Here is a 14470-nt window from a genome sequence, read left to right as displayed (position 1 = left end):
GCCGCATAGGAATGAAATAAACATATTTTTCCGGGGGTTGATTGTATGCTCAGGGGTGTTACGCTGGTCAGCTGGAATCATCAAGGCGGGCGGGCAAGAATGTTTAAATTCAGTGCTTTCTGGGGGGGCATCATCTGGGCCTTCACCAGCACCGCCTTTATTTGCGCCGCCTTGGTGCTGTGGGCCTTTATCACCGGGGGGGAGGTTTATCATTTCAGCGGCATTTGCACGGCGGGAATTTTGCTCGGGGCGTTTCTTGGCGGGGCGGTAAGCGGCAGGGTGGCGGGCAGCCCGGGTTGGCTTCATGGCGCCGCGGTGGGTATTGTTTACTGCCTGGCCATAATAGCATTTTTTACGGCCTGGGGCGGGGGGTTTTCCGCTTTAACGGCACGGGTTTTGCTTTACCCGGCGTTGTTCGTGCTGGCCGTAACCGGCGGCATAGTGGGGGTCAACCTGCCCGCAGCCGGGCGAATCCGGGAAAAATACAGGCCTCCGTTGAGATAACGGCGGCCGGAAATGCACGGGTGCCGGCGGCCTGCTTTAGTATTTGCGCCCAAAATAGCCGAAATGTTGACAGCGGCGGATAAAAAAATTAATATTATTGGTAGTTGAAAAACAGGCTTTGAAGGGGAGTGCGTCCGAACTTGGCGACCCAAGAGAGGGAATACCCCGGGCTGGAAGGTATCCCGGTCGCGCCGGCCGCTGTCGCCCCGGAGCCGCCGGGTCGAACGGTCATTTCAATTAGGCCCGCGCCGGGTTCAGCCCGCTACAGCTGTCAAGAGCCGCGCGGGGGTGCACTCCGCCCTTGCCGGAATTAAGGTGGTACCGCGGAAACCCTTCCGTCCTTAACACGGAAAGGTTTTTTTATTTTGGTGCCAGGTGTTGAAAGGTTGAAAGTTGAAGGAGGTAAATGTTCATGACCGGCGAATTCAACATGCCCACCACTTACGACCCCGGTGCCGTGGAGCAAAAGTGGTATAAATTCTGGGAGGACAATAAGTTTTTCCGCTCGACGGTGGACCCGGAAAAGGAGCCTTTCTGCATCGTAATTCCGCCGCCAAACGTGACCGGGCAACTGCACATGGGACATGCCCTGGACAACACCCTGCAGGACATCCTCATCCGCTGGCGGCGCATGCAGGGATACAACGCCCTGTGGCTGCCGGGCACCGACCACGCCGGGATTGCCACCCAGGCCAAGGTGGAGGAGCAATTGCGCAAGGAAGGTCTTTCCAAGTACGACCTGGGCCGGGAAAAATTCCTGGAGCGGGTCTGGGCGTGGAAGGAGCAATACGGCGGCCGCATCACCACCCAGCTCCGCCGCCTGGGCGCTTCGTGCGACTGGGACCGGGAGCGCTTTACTATGGATGAAGGCTGTTCCGAGGCTGTTCTCGAGGTATTTATCCGCCTTTATGAACAGGGCCTGATTTACCGCGATTACTATATTACCAATTGGTGCCCCCACTGCCAGACCACCATCAGCGACATCGAGGTGGAGCACCGCGACAGGCCCGGCCAGTTGTATTACATCAAGTATCCCGCCAAGGACAACCCCGGCGAGTATATCACCGTGGCCACCACCCGGCCCGAAACCATGCTGGGCGACACCGCGGTGGCGGTGCACCCCGGGGATGACCGTTACCGGCACCTGGTGGGCAAAACTGTGATTCTGCCCCTGGTGGAGCGGGAGATCCCCGTCGTCGCCGACGAGTACGTGGATCCGGAGTTCGGCACCGGGGCGGTCAAGATTACCCCGGCCCACGACCCCAACGATTTTGAGGTGGGCCGCCGCCACGACCTGCCTTCGGTGCAGGTGATCGACCGCGAGGCCCGGATGACCGGTGAGGCCGGGTCCAGGTACAAAGGACTGGATCGCTGGGAGTGTCGCAAGCGCATCGTTAAAGACCTGCAATCCCGGGGCCTGCTGGAGAAAATTGAAGACCTGTCCCATGCCGTGGGGCACTGCTACCGCTGCTCGTCGGTGATCGAGCCCATGCTCTCCAAGCAGTGGTTTGTACGCATGAAGCCGCTGGCCGAGCCCGCCATCGCCGCGGTGAAAGAAGGCCGCATCCGGTTTGTACCCGAACGCTTCACCAGGATCTACCTGAACTGGATGGAAAATATCAGGGACTGGTGCATCAGCCGCCAGCTCTGGTGGGGGCATCGCATCCCAATTTACTACTGCCAGGACTGCGATGAAGTTATTGCCAGCAAGACGCGCCCGGATAAGTGCAAGTGCGGCTCCACCAACCTGGAGCAGGACCCCGACGTGCTGGACACCTGGTTCAGCTCCGGCCTGTGGCCCTTTTCCACCCTGGGCTGGCCCAGGAAAACCGTGGACCTGGCCTACTATTACCCCACCTCGGTGCTGGTGACCGGGCGGGACATTATCTTTTTCTGGGTGGCCCGGATGATTTTCAGCGGGCTGGCTTTCATGGACGAGGTGCCCTTCCGGGAAGTGTTCATCCACGGGTTGGTGCTGGACGCTCTGGGGCGCAAAATGAGCAAGTCACTGGGCAACGGGGTTGATCCCATTGAAGTGATTGAAAGCCACGGGGCGGATAGCCTGCGGTTTATGCTGGTGACCGGGAACACACCCGGCAACGACCTGCGTTTTCACTTTGAGCGCCTGGATGGAGCCCGCAACTTTGCCAACAAGATCTGGAACGCCTCCCGCTTTGCCCTGATGAACCTGCAGGATTTTGCCCCGGACAAGGCGCCGGCCGGGGAACAATTCACCCTGGCCGACCGCTGGATCATGAGCAGGTTCCAGCGGGCGGTGCGGGAAAGCACCGGTTACCTGGAAAAATACGAACTGGGCGAGGCCGCCCGGGTGTTATACGAATTTATCTGGAACGAGCTGTGCGACTGGTACATCGAGCTGGTTAAACCCCGCTTGTACGGCAAAACCAGCCCCGAAGACCGGGAGGTGGCCCAGCACGTGCTGGCTACGGTGCTGCGCGGCGCGCTGGAATTGCTGCACCCGTTCATGCCCTTTATCACCGAGGAAATCTGGCAGCGCCTGCCCCACCATGGCCGGACCATCATGCGCGCCCCCTGGCCCCAATACCGGGAAAACCTGGTGGACCGGGAAGCCGAGGAACAAATGGAAGTGCTGATGGAAGTGATCCGGGGCATCCGGCAAATCCGCAGCGAAATGAACGTTCCGCCGGGCAAAAAGGCCGAAGCACTGATCGTCTCCGGCGTGGAACAAATCAGGGAAATCCTGGCCAAAAACCTGGCTTATGTGGAAGACCTGGCCAATTGCAATGCCGATGTGCTGGCCGCGCTGGCCGAAAAACCCGAACAGGCGGCCACCGCCGTGGCCCGGGACATCCAGGTGTTTGTGCCTTTGCGGGGTCTGATCGACGTGGACCGGGAACTGGCCCGGTTGAACAAGGAACTGCAGGCGCTGGAGAAGGATCTGGCCCGGGTGCGGGGCAAGCTCGGCAATCCCGATTTCTTGAACAAGGCGCCCGCTGAAGTGGTGGAGAAGGAGCGCGGCAAGGAGGCCGAGCTGTCCTCCAAAGCGGGAGCCATCCGGGAACGCCTGGCTATGCTGAAAGGAGCCTGATTATTTCGCCCGCCACCGGAGGGATAATCGCCGTAACCAGGTTAATTATTATTGCGGCGATTCCTCCGGGGCTGCTTTTTTTGCCGTTAATCCCCCGGCCCAAGGAAAATATTTCTGAACAAGCACCGGGTGAAAGTGTGGATTTGATCTTATTTTTGGCAGCTTCCGGATTTGCATTTCCCGCATGCCCCTCCGCAGCTGCCGGTAGTAATTACGGATTTGAAGCAGCGCGGGCAGCGCCAGGTTTTTCCAAGGTCAAAACGGTTCCCGCAGCGGGTGCAGGTATGGGGTGTTTGATGTTTTTCCAACTTGTAGCCCTCCTTGCTTTTTGGATGCTTACGTTCTCGTGGTAGCCGCTTTCAGGCGCCTGTGGGCCAACAGTGCCAGCGTAACCAGCGCGGCGAAGGCGGCGGAGGCGAGGGCAATGCCCCGCGGGTTGCCGTTGTTTCCGAATGCGTGCAGTAGTTGAGCCACCAACCCGCCGGCGGTAAAGGCGATCACCCAGGTTCCCGCCCACATGACGGCGGCTTCCCGGCGTCCCCGCTCTTTAAAGATAACCAGGATGGAAGCAATGCAGGGTACGAACAGGGTAATGGTGATCAAGGCCACCAGGGTTGCCGCCGGGGTGAGCGCCATACCGGTCAAACCGGCCGCGCTGAAATCGCGGCGCACGATGCCCATGATGAAGGCGGTGGCGGTTTCCGGCGGCAGCTTCAGCCAGCCCACGGTAACCGGCGCCAGCAATTTTTGGAGAAAGGCCAGGACGCCGGTGATCTGGAAAACGCTGATGATGAGCGCCCCCAGGGCAAACAGCGGTGTTGCTTCTTTAAGGAACATGTAAGACTTGGACGCGGTTTTCCTGATTACGTTGTCCACCCTGGGCAGGCGTAGCGGCGGCAGGTCAATCAGCAATTCCGCCGATTTGCCGGGCAGCATGGAATTGAGCAGCGTACCCGCGATAATCAAAACGGCCAGGATGACCAGCCCGTACAGCGCGGTAAATTGCGGGCCGATCCCGGCCAGCAGGCCTGCGATGACGCCGAGCTGGGCCGAACAGGGTATGGCCAGGCCGAGCAGGAAAATGGTGATTCTTCTCTCCCGCTCGGAACTCAACAGCCGGGTGGTGATGCTGGCCATGGTAACGCAGCCGAAACCCAGGATCAGGGGAATGATGGCCCGACCGTTGAGACCGATGCCGGTAAGCACCCGGTCCACCAGCGTGGCGATGCGCGGGAGGTAACCCGAATCCTCGAACAATGACAGGAAGAAGTAGAACCCGGCCACCAGCGGCATTAGGAGGCCCAGCACGTAGGTGATCGTCATGGTCAGGAGGCCGAATTCCCCGGTTAAGATGATTCCCGGAATACTGTTTGCCGGGATGAACTGGCTGACCAAACTCCTCACGGCCGGCTCGTATTTGCCGATCATGACGGTTTCTTCCGTGAAACCGACCACCGTTCCGGCGATAAAAACGCCAATGATCTGGTACATGGCCCACAGGGCCGCGGCCAGAATCGGGATTCCCGTCAGGGGCTTGATCATCCAGCGCCCCAGGATACTGCCGAAGCCCGCTCCCGCGCTTGTTTCCCGAACCACGTGATTAATTATGTCGTTGACCCTTTCCCGGCGTTGGAGATAGATTTCTTCCCGGTCCTTGCCCGGTTCCAGGCCGTGCCGTTCCGATATCACCGGGTCGCCCTCCAGGACCAGCAGGGCTTCCGCCTGGCTGCCCACCCGGTTGATTAATGAGGTTAATTTTTGCTGTAGTTCCGGGTTCATATTGCCCTTCCGGGCCGACGCCAGCGCCGCTTTGACCCGGTCGAGCCCTTGTTTGCGCACCGCCACCGTGGGAATTACCGGCACCCCCAGCAGGTCGCCCAGCAGGTCCACATCAATACGAATACCCCGTTTTTCCGCCTCGTCCATCATGTTCAGGGCAACCACCACTGGCACGCCGGTGTCGATGATTTGCTGTGTCAGGAATAAATCCCGCTCCAGGTGCACGGCGTTGACCACGTTTAGCACAACGCCGGCGGAAAGGATAATGTCCCTGGCAATGCGCTCCTCGTCATTAAAGGAAGATATGCCGTACACCCCCGGCGTGTCGATGATCACGTCGCTGCCCAGCCTGCCGTGGGAAATTTCCAGGGTGGTGCCGGGGTAATTGGAAACATCGACATATAAACCGGTTAAATAATTGAAAAATACGGATTTCCCGGCGTTGGGGTTGCCGGCCAGAACGATTTTTTTGGCTTCCGCCGGGATGTCCATTTTTAGTCCCGCACTGTGGCAATGGGCCATTTCAGTCACCACCTTGTTATCAAATTAAATTTAATGCCACGGTGATTTTGTTGGCCAGCCCCCTGCCGATGGCTATTTCCTGTTTATTTTTGCGCACCACGATGGGACCGGCGGGCACGATTTCCTCACATAGCACCACCGACCCTTCGGCGATGCCGAACCGGATCGCCTGCGCCCGGATCATTTCATCGGGAATGGAGATGATTTTTACTTGCTGTCCTTTTTTAACGCGATCTAAAGTCATATTTGCCCCTCCAGTTTGGATATGTAAATTTGAAAATGAATGTCGTTATCACTGTGTGGAGACTAAATGATAACGATTCTCAATTTCATTATATTTTCGGTGTTGCAGCATGTCAATAACAAAATAGCAGGGGTGTATCAAAAATTACTTGATAACCGTCCCGGCTATTTTAATCAATGCTTGGGCCATACTATGGATGTGTTTGTTCAGCACGCCTTCTGTGCGGGGATAATGATGCATTTTTGCATTTATTACAGTTGCGACAGGCCTGACCCCTATTCGAATTTCCAGATGTCGGCGACTTTTTTCAGGCTGTCCGCGGTGACGGTCAGCTCCTGGGCGACGGCGGCCGTTTCCTGGGAGCTGGCCGCCGCCTGCTGTGCGACAGCGGCAATGGACTGGGCGGCGCTCAGCATGTCCGAGGTGGATTGGGCCTGTTCCCTGGCGATCCGGGCGATCTCTCCCGCCAGGGAACCGGCCTCATTCAGGATTTGATTGATATCCCCGAATAATTGCTCGGCTTCCCGGGAGCAGGCCAGGCTTGTCTGCACCGCCTGCACGGTGTCCTCCACCGCCGCCAGAATTTCGCTCACGATTTGGGAAACCTCCCCGGTGGCTTTTTCCGCGTTTGCGGCCAGGCTGCGCACCTCGTCCGCCACCACGGCAAAGCCGCGCCCGTGCTCACCCGCCCGGGCGGCCTCGATGGCGGCGTTGAGGGCCAGCAAATTGGTCCGGGCGGCGATGTCCTGGATTACTTCGAGAAACTGCGCAATGCGGTTGGAACTGGACTTTAGCTGTTCGAATTTTTGTTCCAGCAGGTTCATATTTTCCGCCACTTTCCGGACGGATACGCTGCCCCGGCCGGTGGTTTCCGCGGCGCTCCTGACCGAAATGTCGGCCTCGCCGGCCTGCCGGGCGCAGTCCCCGGCCTGGCCGGCCAGGATTTCAATGGCCTGCAGCAGCTTAGTCACCTGTTCGGCCTGGTCCTGGCTGCCCGTGCTGACCTGGCCGGTGCCGGCGGTGATTTGCCCTGCGGCCCTGTCCAGCGTAACGCTGGTATCTTTTACCAGGGCGAACCACTTGTGTACGCCCTTGAGGATTCTACGGATATTGTTGATCAACAAATTAAATTCGCCCCAGCCGTAATTTTTGTTTTCAATCGTACCCGTCAGGTCGCCCCGGATGGCCTTTTCCGTGGTATCAAGCACGTGCAGCAGGTTACGGTGCAACGGCGTAAACAGAACATAACACGCGGCCGTGGACAGCAATAGACCTGTTAAGCCCCCCAGGACAAGCCCCCAGGGCGATTTCCCGTCGTACCACCAGCCGCCCCAGGAAGCGGCCAGAACGACAAACCCGAAAGACAGGACCAGGATGGTCATTTTTTCCCGTAATGTTTTCATTGTTACTTATCTCCTTTTTGAGGGGTTTTTAAAAAATTAATATTCAACAAAAAATTCTGAATAACCTGCCTGGATGACTTTTTTTTCTGCAACTTGGTCCAAGGTATAGGAAAAGAGGCAACGACGTCGAATATTTTTGCCCGAGAGGTGAGCACAGTGTTATACCACGAAGCTATGGAATACCTGCAGAATTTAACCAAGTTCGGCATGAATTTCGGGCTGGGGCGGATTACCGAACTGCTGCGCCGCCTGGGCGACCCGCATTTGGGAATCAAAGTGCTGCACGTGGGGGGCACCAACGGCAAGGGTTCCACCACGGCCATGCTGGCCGCCGTACTGCAGCGCGCGGGGTACCGGGTGGGCACCTTTACTTCGCCGCACCTGCATTCTTATACAGAGCGTTACCGGATCAACGGCAGGGAAATCGAGACGGAACGGGTGGCGGAGCTGATTACCCGTTTGCGCCCGCACCTGGAGGCCATGGTACGGGAAGGTTTTGAACACCCTACCGAGTTTGAGGTCAGCACCGCCATGGCGTTTTGCTACTTTCTGGATGAGAAAGTGGATTACCTGGTTTTGGAAGTGGGGCTTGGCGGCGCCATCGACTCCACCAACGTGGTAAACCCGCTGTTGTCCATCATCACCAACGTGGCCATGGACCACATGGATTACCTGGGTAAGACCGTGGCCGAAATCGCCCGGGTGAAAGCCGGGATCATCAAGCCCGGCGTTCCGGCGGTCACTGCGGCGGACGACCCCCGGGCGCTGCAAATTATTGAGCAGACCTGCCGGGAAAAACAGTCCTCCCTGGTCCGGGTGGGCAGCGACGTGTCCTGGGTGTACGGCGACCGTTCTCTGGCGGGGCAATATTTCGATTATTACGGTTTAAAATGGCGCCTGCCGAAACTGTGGATTCCCCTGATCGGCGCGCACCAGGTTGTCAATGCCGCTACCGCGCTGGCCGCGCTGGAGGTGCTGGCCGGGCGGGGGGTCCGGTTGGACGAGCGGGCGGTGCGGGAGGGCCTGGCCGCCACGGTCTGGCCCGCACGCCTGGAATTAATCGGGGAAAAGCCACCGGTGTTGATAGACGCGGCGCATAATTACGACGGGGCGCACAGCCTGCGCGCGGCATTGGACCAATATTTCCCGGACCGGGAGATCATCATGGTGCTGGGCATGCTGGGCGACAAGGAAAGGGCCAAGGTGGTGGCGGAACTGGTGCCGCGGGCCCGGCACGTGATTATTACCAGGCCCAACAGCCCCCGGGCGGGGGACTGGATGCAACTGGCCGGCGAGGCACGCCGCTATGTGCCGCGCGTTGATACCGTGGAAAATATCGGTGACGCAATAAGGGCCGGTATGGCCCTGGCCGGGGCGGGCGACCTGGTTTGTGTCACCGGCTCCATCTACATGGTGGCCGAGGCCCGGGAAGTGGTACTGGAGCTGAACGGGAAAACCGCCGGCGCGCCCGGCAGGTGAACCACCGCCGCCGGTGGTATTCGGGGAAGTTGGCCACCGGCCCGTTGTGCCCGCGCATATTATTTTATCTGACACGGAATATTTTATTATTGTAGCAAGGTTTGACGGAATGCCGGGGCAAATCCGGGCTTTAGCCCCGGCTGTAAAATTGGGAAAATTTATTGACGGGGAAAAATTTTTAAGATAGACTTTAACGGGTGTAGATATTACGAAAACTTTCAAGTGTTCAAGGGGAGAACCGGCGTTGCGCGATATTGCCATTTTAATTATCAGCCTTGGTATTATTTTCATTAGTGCCGGCCTCTTTACCAACGGGGTGGAATGGCTGGGCAAGAAAATGAACCTGTCCGAAGGGGCGGTGGGCAGCGTGCTGGCCGCGGTGGGCACGGCGCTGCCGGAAACCATTATTCCTCTGATAGCCATTCTGTTCGGGGTGGGGGACGCGGCCCACGAAATAGGTATCGGGGCCATCCTGGGGGCGCCCTTTATGCTGGGTACGCTGGCCATTTTTTTAAGCGGCGGCGCGGTGTTGATGTTTCGTAACCGCCGGGCCGACAATTACCCCCGGATCGAGCCCGACCCCCACGTATTAAGAAGGGATATGGCGTTTTTTCTGATCGTGTACACCATTGCCATCACAGCTTCGTTCGTGGGACATGTACTAAAACTGGTAATTATTCTGGGACTGATTGCTGCTTATATTTGTTATGTTTATAAAACTTTCACTTCCGGTGCCAACATGGGCGCAAGTTCCGAAATAGAACCGCTGCTGTTTGCCCGGGCTCACGGGGACCCGCCTTTGTTCAGGGTGTTGTCGCAGGTGGTCCTGGCGTTTATCGGGATAGTGGTGGGGGCCAAGTTTTTTGTCGACGGTATTGCTCACCTGTCCGCCAGCTTGGGAGCCTCACCGCTGGTAATTGCGCTGTTGATCGCGCCGGTGGCCACGGAGTTGCCGGAAAAAATCAACAGTGTAATCTGGTTGTCCCACCGCAAGGACACCCTGGCCCTGGGCAACATTACCGGCGCAATGGTATTTCAGAGCTCGGTGATCCCGGCCGTGGGCATCGCCTTAACCCCCTGGCGGCTTGACCCCGTGGCCTTGCTGAGCGCCATGCTGGCCCTGCTGTCCGCTCTGGTGATTTACTTGTTGATCCGGTACCGCGGTTTTCTGGACAGCCGGGTTATCGTTTTCACTGGAGGAGCATTTTACGGCGGGTACGTGCTCGCCATATTATTCGGGCTGGTGTAGTGGAGGAAACCGCCGGAACGCCCAATCACAACGAGTGGCAAGGCGACCCGGTGGTTTTCTGGAGTGAGTGAAGCACTGGAAGGATGATCAAGATGAAACCTGCGGAAAAACTCGCCGCCCTCGGGCTCGAACTGCCCCCGGCGCCCAAGCCGGTAGCGGCCTACGTTCCCGGGGTGCTGGTTGATGGCTGGATTTACGTGTCCGGTCAGTTGCCCTTTGTGAACGGTCAATTAAGATATGCCGGCAAGGTGGGCCGTGAACTGACCGTGGACGAGGGATATGACGCGGCCCGCATCTGCGCGCTCAACTGCCTGGCCGTGGCCGCCGAAGTGGCGGGAGATCTTGACCGCATTGAGCGGGTCGTCAAGGTTACGGGATACGTAAACAGCGCTCCGGGTTTTACCGGGCAGCCCGCGGTGATCAACGGGGCGTCCGAATTGCTGGGCGAGATTTTCGGCCCCGCCGGCACCCATGCCCGGGCCGCGGTGGGGGTTAATGAACTGCCCCTGAACGCCGCTGTGGAAGTGGAAATAGTGGTTAAAATCAACCGGTGAAATTGACAATATTTTTGTGGAGTTTCCTGTTTTGTTTTGCCGACATGAACAGATTGTTATGGTACAATAGATTAGAATTGTAATATTTACGGCCGCGCCAACCGCGCGCTGAACTTCGGGGTGGTTTTGGTGACGAAAGCGTACCGGGGGGCCAAGAGCCCCTGGATATTACTATTGCTGCTGGTTGCCGGAGGACTGGCCGGCAGCGCTTTAACCGCCACGCTGGCGAAAACGTTGCCGTTTCTGGCGGCCACCGGAAAAATCGGTTTGCACCCCGCCACGCTGGATTTGCAATTTTTGCAAGTAACGTTTGGCTTTACCCTGGTTCTGAGTCCGGTTACCGCTCTAGGTCTGATCCTGGGTTATCTTGTATGGTGCCAGGTGTTGAAAGGTTGAAAGATGTACATCTTTCAACCTTTCAACACCTGGCACCAAGATGGGGGAAGATCATTGCCGAATATTTACCTGGCTTCGTCGTCCCCGCGACGGCGGGAATTGTTGAACCAGATTCGCCTGCCGCATACAGTACTGGCTATGGAAGTGGATGAGAGCCTTCCCCCGGGGCTGTCTCCGGCGGAGCAGGTTATGGCGTTATCCCGGCGCAAGGCTACGGCCGCGGCGGAACAACTGGCAAACGGCGTGGTAATTGCCGCCGACACCGTGGTGGCGCTGGGTGACACGGTGCTGGGCAAGCCGGAAAACCGGGCGGAGGCCCTGGACATGCTGGAGCGCCTGCAGGGCGCCACCCACGAGGTTTACACGGGCCTGACGGTGCTGAAACTGCCGGGCGGCCGAATGCTTACCGATTACGAGCGCACCGGGGTGGAAATGCGCCCGGTCGGCCGCGCGGAGCTGGAACGTTACGTCCGGACGGGGGAACCCATGGATAAGGCCGGTGCTTACGGCATCCAGGGGTTGGCTTCGGTGTTTATCTCCGGTATCAGAGGTTGCTATTTTAACGTGGTGGGCTTGCCGGTGTTTAAACTGGTGCAAATGTTAAAAGAACTGGGAATTGACGTGACTGAATACTGGGGGTAATGATTCAGTTGGGATCGCCGGAATACCGTGTTCTGATCAAGGACATGCCCGTGGAACTGCGGCCCCGGGAAAGGCTGTTGAAAGAAGGACCGCAACATTTATCGGATATTGAGTTGCTGGCGATCATGTTGCGGACGGGCAGCGCCCGGGCCAGCGCCATGGACCTGGCGGCGGCGCTGTTGGGGCACTTCGGCGGGCTGAAACAATTGCTTGATGTTTCAACGGAAGAATTAAACTCGTTTAAGGGCATTGGGCCGGCAAAAGCGGCGCAAATTATGGCCGCCCTGGAGCTGGGCCGCCGTGTGGCCGTGGCCTCCGCCTGGGACAGGCCCTCCATCAGATCGCCGGAAAACGCGGCGGCACTGGTAATGGAGGAAATGCGCCACCTGGACCGGGAGCATTTTTGCGCCCTGCTGCTAAATACCAAGAATCAGGTGCTGGCCCGTGAAACAATCTCCATTGGCACGTTAAACTCTTCGGCCATCCATCCCCGGGAACTGTTCAAGGCGGCCATCAGGCGCAGCGCGGCTGCGGTGATCCTGGTGCACAATCACCCCAGCGGGGACCCCACGCCGAGCCAGCAGGACATCGAGGTGACCAGGCGCCTAGTTGACGCGGGAAATATTATCGGCATCAGCATCTTAGATCATTTGGTTATTGGGGATAATAAGTTTACCAGCTTCAAGGCCAAAGGCTTGATGTGAATATTCGTATAGAGAGGAGCCGGCATATGGCATTGGGCGTTTTTTCCAAAGATATGGGAATTGACCTGGGGACGGCCAATTCCCTGGTATATGTAAAGGGCAAGGGAATAGTGCTGCGCGAGCCGTCGGTGGTGGCCATCCAGCGGGACAACGGCCAGGTTCTGGCGGTCGGAGAGGAGGCCAAGCAGATGATCGGCCGCACCCCGGGTAATATCATCGCCATCAGGCCCATGAAGGACGGGGTGATCGCCGATTTCGACGTAACCCAGAGCATGATTAAATACTTTATCAGCAAAGCTTTGCGCAAGCGTACGTTTTTAATCAGGCCCCGGGTGGTGGTTTCAGTACCCTCCGGCGTTACTGCGGTGGAGGAGCGGGCGGTACGCGAGGCCGCGCTGCAGGCGGGCGCCCGCGAGGCCTACCTGATTGAGGAGCCCATGGCGGCTTCCATTGGGGCCGGGCTGCCGGTGCATGAGCCCACCGGCAACATGATCGTGGACATCGGGGGCGGTACCACCGAGGTGGCCGTCATTTCCCTGGGCGGTATCGTGACCAGCCGCTCCATCCGCATCGCCGGCGACGAGATGGACGACGCCATCATTCAGCACGTCAAGAAAACCTATAACCTCATGATCGGTGAGCGTACCGCGGAGGAAATCAAAATTGAAATCGGGACCGCTTACCCGCTGGAAAAGCCGGAAACTTACGAGGTGCGCGGTCGTGACCTGGTAAGCGGGCTGCCCAAGACCATTGAAATCACCTCGGAGGAAATCTACAAGGCGCTATCCGAGCCCGTGAGCAGTATCCTGGAGGCCATCAAGAATACGCTTGAATTGACCCCGCCGGAACTGGCCGCCGATATCATGGACCGGGGTATTGTGATGGCCGGAGGCGGGTCCCTGCTGCGCGGCCTGGACCGGCTGGTCAGCGAGCAGACGGGAATGCCGGTCCACCTGGCGGACGACCCGCTGCTGGCGGTGGCCTACGGAACGGGGCGCGTCCTGGAAAATATCGATATTTTGCGCAAGGTGCTGATTCAGCCCAAGAAGTTAGCATGATTTACAGGGTGTGTGTTTAAGTGTCCCCTTTATCTGCCGGAAAAAAGTTGGTACTGCTGGGTGTGCTGGTCGCTGTGATGTTGCTGGGCCTGCATTTTTCCGCGGGCAGCCCGGGTCGGCTTACTCCATTGGAATCAGCTACCCGTGATTTTCTCGCTCCGGTGCAGCGGCTGCTTATGATTGCGGGTCGGGAAGTCGCCGGTTTTTTCTCCTATCCCGTCAAGTTGATCAATGTTTCCCGGCGCAACGAAATTCTTGAAGGAAGAGTTGAGGAACTGGAAGGAAAACTGCTGAAATACAAGGAAGTGCAGGCGGAAAACGTTCGCCTCAAGAAGTTGCTCGACTTTCAAACCGGCGTCGCCTCGCAGATGAACACCGAGGCCGCCGCTGTAATCGGACGGGATACCGGCAACTGGTTCGGCAGCATCATCATCAATGCCGGGTCAAAAAAAGGCATCCGGCGTGATATGGCGGTAATTACCCCTGCCGGCCTGGTGGGCAGGGTGATCAGGGTTTCCGACAGCACGGCCGAGGTGCTGCTGATCACCGACCCCAGGAGCGGCGTGGGGTGCCTGGTCCAGAAGACGCGCGCGCCCGGCATTGTTGAAGGTGTGGCCGGGGGGCGGGGAAACTTGCAGATGGTGCATATACCGAACGACCTGGCACCGGGAAAGGGGGACATTATTATCACTTCCGGCCTGGGCAGTGTATTTCCCAAGGGGATCCCGGTGGGAACCGTCAGGGAGACCCGCAAGGAAAAATCGGGGCTGTTCAAGATGGCGGTTGTGGATCCTTACGTGGATTTTAACCGTTTGGAGGAGGTTCTGGTGATCAAATCGTTCCACCCGGGCGGGCGGTAAATTCCC

The 14470-nt window shown here is 58.1% G+C and carries 14 protein-coding genes; 11 read left to right on the top strand and 3 right to left on the bottom strand.

Features of this window, described 5'->3' with window-relative positions:
* The first annotated feature begins 45 nt into the window (after positions 1-45).
* The 3 genes from IT084_RS12175 to IT084_RS12165 all read left to right on the top strand — a co-directional run bounded on the left by IT084_RS12175 (position 46) and on the right by IT084_RS12165 (position 3927).
* On the top strand, positions 46-504 hold the full coding sequence (locus IT084_RS12175) for a TIGR04086 family membrane protein (protein WP_195713170.1): 459 nt from the start codon (positions 46-48) through the stop codon (positions 502-504).
* A gap of 412 nt (positions 505-916) precedes the next feature.
* Complete coding sequence (locus IT084_RS12170; RefSeq protein WP_195713169.1) at positions 917-3574, top strand: valine--tRNA ligase; 2658 nt, start codon at positions 917-919, stop codon at positions 3572-3574.
* An 80-nt stretch (positions 3575-3654) separates the two neighbouring features.
* Positions 3655-3927 (top strand): hypothetical protein, encoded by a 273-nt coding sequence (locus tag IT084_RS12165; protein WP_195713168.1) that lies wholly within the window; start codon positions 3655-3657, stop codon positions 3925-3927.
* Here the strand turns inward: IT084_RS12165 and feoB are convergent.
* The 3 genes from feoB to IT084_RS12150 all read right to left on the bottom strand — a co-directional run bounded on the left by feoB (position 3911) and on the right by IT084_RS12150 (position 7522).
* A complete protein-coding gene (gene feoB, locus IT084_RS12160; RefSeq protein ID WP_195713167.1) occupies positions 3911-5875 on the bottom strand; it encodes a ferrous iron transport protein B in 1965 nt (654 codons plus the stop codon). The genes IT084_RS12165 and feoB overlap by 17 nt on opposite strands.
* 19 nt (positions 5876-5894) lie before the next feature.
* Complete coding sequence (locus IT084_RS12155) at positions 5895-6119, bottom strand: ferrous iron transport protein A (RefSeq protein WP_195713166.1); 225 nt, start codon at positions 6117-6119, stop codon at positions 5895-5897.
* 275 nt (positions 6120-6394) lie between these two features.
* The gene (locus IT084_RS12150; protein ID WP_195713165.1) at positions 6395-7522 is read right to left on the bottom strand and encodes a methyl-accepting chemotaxis protein; all 1128 of its coding nucleotides are present in this window, start codon (positions 7520-7522) and stop codon (positions 6395-6397) included.
* 156 nt (positions 7523-7678) lie between these two features.
* On the opposite strand from IT084_RS12150, the gene IT084_RS12145 reads away from it, so the two are divergent.
* The 8 genes from IT084_RS12145 (at position 7679) to mreC (ending at position 14464) form a co-directional block, all read left to right on the top strand.
* Entirely contained in the window at positions 7679-9001 is a 1323-nt protein-coding gene (locus IT084_RS12145) for a folylpolyglutamate synthase/dihydrofolate synthase family protein (RefSeq protein WP_195713164.1), read from the top strand.
* A 244-nt stretch (positions 9002-9245) separates the two neighbouring features.
* Positions 9246-10250 carry a sodium:calcium antiporter gene (locus IT084_RS12140; RefSeq protein ID WP_195713163.1) on the top strand — a complete coding sequence of 335 codons (1005 nt, stop codon included), beginning with the start codon at positions 9246-9248 and terminating at the stop codon, positions 10248-10250.
* Positions 10251-10342: 92 nt separating this feature from the next.
* Positions 10343-10804 (top strand): RidA family protein, encoded by a 462-nt coding sequence (locus tag IT084_RS12135; RefSeq protein WP_195713162.1) that lies wholly within the window; start codon positions 10343-10345, stop codon positions 10802-10804.
* Positions 10805-10933: 129 nt separating this feature from the next.
* Positions 10934-11200, top strand: a complete 267-nt coding sequence (locus IT084_RS12130; RefSeq protein WP_195713161.1) for a DUF4321 domain-containing protein — start codon at positions 10934-10936, stop codon at positions 11198-11200.
* 54 nt (positions 11201-11254) lie between these two features.
* Complete coding sequence (locus IT084_RS12125) at positions 11255-11842, top strand: nucleoside triphosphate pyrophosphatase (protein ID WP_195713160.1); 588 nt, start codon at positions 11255-11257, stop codon at positions 11840-11842.
* Positions 11842-12546, top strand: a complete 705-nt coding sequence (gene radC, locus IT084_RS12120; protein WP_195713159.1) for a DNA repair protein RadC — start codon at positions 11842-11844, stop codon at positions 12544-12546. Before IT084_RS12125 ends, radC begins: the two co-directional genes overlap by 1 nt.
* 26 nt (positions 12547-12572) lie before the next feature.
* Positions 12573-13604 (top strand): rod shape-determining protein, encoded by a 1032-nt coding sequence (locus IT084_RS12115; protein ID WP_195713158.1) that lies wholly within the window; start codon positions 12573-12575, stop codon positions 13602-13604.
* A 20-nt stretch (positions 13605-13624) separates the two neighbouring features.
* The gene (gene mreC, locus IT084_RS12110) at positions 13625-14464 is read left to right on the top strand and encodes a rod shape-determining protein MreC (protein ID WP_195713157.1); all 840 of its coding nucleotides are present in this window, start codon (positions 13625-13627) and stop codon (positions 14462-14464) included.
* Positions 14465-14470 lie beyond the last annotated feature (6 nt).

It is taken from the genome of Desulfallas sp. Bu1-1, assembly GCF_015594625.1.
Classification (GTDB): Bacteria; Bacillota; Desulfotomaculia; order Desulfotomaculales; family Desulfallaceae; genus JADNRQ01.
The sequence above is the reverse complement of the archived record's forward strand: the minus strand, read 5'-3'. Positions and strand labels throughout refer to the sequence as shown.